Origin of the sequence: Streptomyces sp. NPDC050388, from assembly GCF_040655635.1 — a bacterium.
Taxonomy (GTDB): domain Bacteria; phylum Actinomycetota; class Actinomycetes; order Streptomycetales; family Streptomycetaceae; genus Streptomyces.
On the sequence record NZ_JBFAKH010000272.1, the window covers coordinates 1 to 1,364 of the forward strand.

1 protein-coding gene and 2 pseudogenes are annotated in these 1,364 nt (G+C 73.9%); all 3 read right to left on the reverse strand.

Features of this window, described 5'->3' with window-relative positions; all coding sequences use genetic code 11:
• A pseudogene (locus AB0I73_RS41315) lies at positions 1 to 251 on the reverse strand (Hsp20/alpha crystallin family protein); the annotation flags it as partial.
• 130 nt (positions 252 to 381) lie between these two features.
• A complete protein-coding gene (locus tag AB0I73_RS41320) occupies positions 382 to 666 on the reverse strand; it encodes a DUF1876 domain-containing protein (RefSeq protein ID WP_363045521.1) in 285 nt (94 codons plus the stop codon).
• 187 nt (positions 667 to 853) lie between these two features.
• Positions 854 to 1,069: pseudogene (locus tag AB0I73_RS41325) on the reverse strand (nicotinate phosphoribosyltransferase); the annotation flags it as partial.
• Positions 1,070 to 1,364 lie beyond the last annotated feature (295 nt).

A 1,364-nucleotide genomic window follows, 5' to 3' on the forward strand; every position in this document is an offset into this window, starting at 1 on the left:
ACCTCCACGCTGATCTGCTCCTTGTCCACGCCGGGAAGTTCCAGCTCCATCAGGTAGGCGTCCTGGGTGTCCTCGACGTCGGCCAACGGCGCCCATGCCCCTTCCTCGGCCGCGGCCTCGGGAAAACCGCGGCCGGGGAAGGGGAAGGTGGAGTGCATGAGCTGTTCCATGCGGGTGCGCAGGTCCTCGAGTTCCCGGAGGGGGTCCCATCCGGGGAGCGAGCCCCTGCCGCGGTGTGCTGGAAGTGTCATCGGTCGTCCTCCTTGGCTCCTGGACCGGCAGTGCGCCCGCCGGTGGAGACGGATGTGCTGCCCACGGGGCCGGGTTCCCCGACAGGTGCCGGGCTCACGAGGTTGCCCCCGGCCGGGGCGGGGACTGCGGTCACGTCGGCCAGCCGACGGGCGGACGGGGGCGCGGCCCGACCGCGCCCGTGCCCTCGATGTCGCGCTCGGCGATGTCCACCAGCTGCCGGCCCAGGTCCTGCAGGGCCCGGCCCGCCGCCAGCTCGTCACCGATCTCCGGCACCTCCGCGTCGGCCGGATTCCGGCGCGTGGCCCCGTGGCCGGTGAGCACCGTGGTCCCGGTGTCGACCACCGCACGGGCCCTCGTCACTCTCCCGTCCTCGAAGAGGTAGAGGCGGACCTTCCATTCCACGGTGTGCGGCATCGCTTCCTCCTCAGCTCGGTACGGAGCGGTGTGTCCCGGACGCTGTTCGTCCGGACGTCCAGTGCCGTGCGGCGGGCGCCGCCGTCCGCTGTGCGATACGGCGCCGGACCCGGTCGGCGAGGGCGCGCGCAGCCGCTCGTAGCGCCCTGGGCGCCACAGGGGCCCGGATCCGGCGGGCTGTCGGCGGCAGCGCGGCGGCGAAGGCGTGGACGTCCTCGGGGCCGACCCGCGGGCCGGACAGGTGGTCCAGGGCGGACTCCAGCTCCGCCGCGACCAGGAAGCCCCGCTCGACGGGCAGATCGCGGACGGACAGGCTGAACGTCGCCGGGCCGGCCATCTTCTCCCACAGACGGGACACGGCCGTCGTCGCTTCGTACAGGTCGGTGGTCGTCGCATCGGACATCAGCGCCACCTTCTCGGTCCCGCCGGACGCGCGGTGAACTGCGCGGACTCGTCGCCGGGCCTCCAGCGGGTCGCCCGCTGCCTCTCCTCCCACCATCGAACGGCGGCAGGCCTCGGGCACAGGGCCGAAGGTCCCTGATGAGCGGTTCTTCAGGCCATGGGGCCGGCCCCCGGCGCGGTTCCGCCGGCGTGCCGTCAGTTGTGCGGCACGATCGCCACCGGACAGCCGACGCGGTGGATCACGGCATGGGTGACCGGGCCGGTGCGCGGCATCCCCCGGCGGCCGGTGAGCCGGT

Excerpts from the sequence above, each read along its gene's own strand:
- AB0I73_RS41320 (WP_363045521.1), bottom strand. The coding sequence starts at position 666 with ATGCCGCACACCGTGGAATGGAAGGTCCGCCTCTACCTCTTCGAGGAC.